The organism is Saccharothrix obliqua, assembly GCF_019375475.1.
GTDB lineage: Bacteria > Actinomycetota > Actinomycetes > Mycobacteriales > Pseudonocardiaceae > Actinosynnema > Actinosynnema obliqua.
In genome coordinates, this window is sequence record NZ_JAHXGQ010000037.1 from 1 (window position 1) to 883 (window position 883).

General features: G+C 72.7%; 1 protein-coding gene. It reads left to right on the forward strand.

Annotation, left to right across the window (positions count from 1 at the left end):
• Window positions 1–883, forward strand: an 883-nt coding sequence (locus KZQ38_RS35700; RefSeq protein WP_219448453.1) for an AfsR/SARP family transcriptional regulator, incomplete at both ends; no start/stop codon positions are given.

An 883-nucleotide genomic window follows, 5' to 3' on the forward strand; every position in this document is an offset into this window, starting at 1 on the left:
CCCTCTACAGCTACCTGACCCGTTTGCGCGGCGTGCTGGTCGACCTCGGCGAGGTCCGGCTGGAGCGCCATTCCGGCGGTTACCGCCTCGCCCTCGAAGAGCAAACCGTGGACCTGCACCGGTTCCACGACCTGCTCACCCGTGCCAGGGCCATGCGGGACGACGAGCGGGCTTCGGCGTTGTACGAGCAGGCGCTCGCGCTGTGGCATGGCGAACCGCTGCCCGAGTTGGGCAGTCCGTGGGCGGCGGATGTGCGGGCGGGTGTGGAGCGTCGCCGGTTCGCCGCGGAGCTGGACCATGCCGACACGGCGTTGCGGTTGGGTCGGCACACGGATCTGCTGCCCGTGTTGGCCGAGCGTGCCGGTCACCACCCGTTGGACGAGCGTGTCGCGGGTCAGCTCATGCTCGCGCTGTACCGCAATGGTCGGCAGGCCGACGCCCTGGACCATTTCCAGCGGCTGCGCGTCCGGTTGGCCGACGAACTCGGCGCGGACCCCGGGCCGGCCCTGCGCCGGCTCCACCACCGCATCCTGGCCGGCGACTCCACGCTGGCCGAAGCCGCCGTCGGCGCGGGTCGGGCGGCGCAGGTGCCCCGCCAGTTGCCCGCCTCGCCCAGGCTGTTCACCGGTCGCGCCACCGAACTGGCCGAGCTGGACCGCCCCCTGACCGGCAAGGTCCACCCGCCGGGCACGTCGTCGGACGAGGTGTCGGGTGCGACGGTGGTGGTGTCGGCGATCGGCGGCGTGGGCGGGATCGGCAAGACCTGGCTCGCGCTGGCCTGGTCACACCGCAACCTGGAGCGGTTCCCCGACGGGCAGCTGTTCGTGGACCTGCACGGCTTCAGTTCCAACGACGAGCCGGTGGCGCCGGCGGTCGCGGTGCG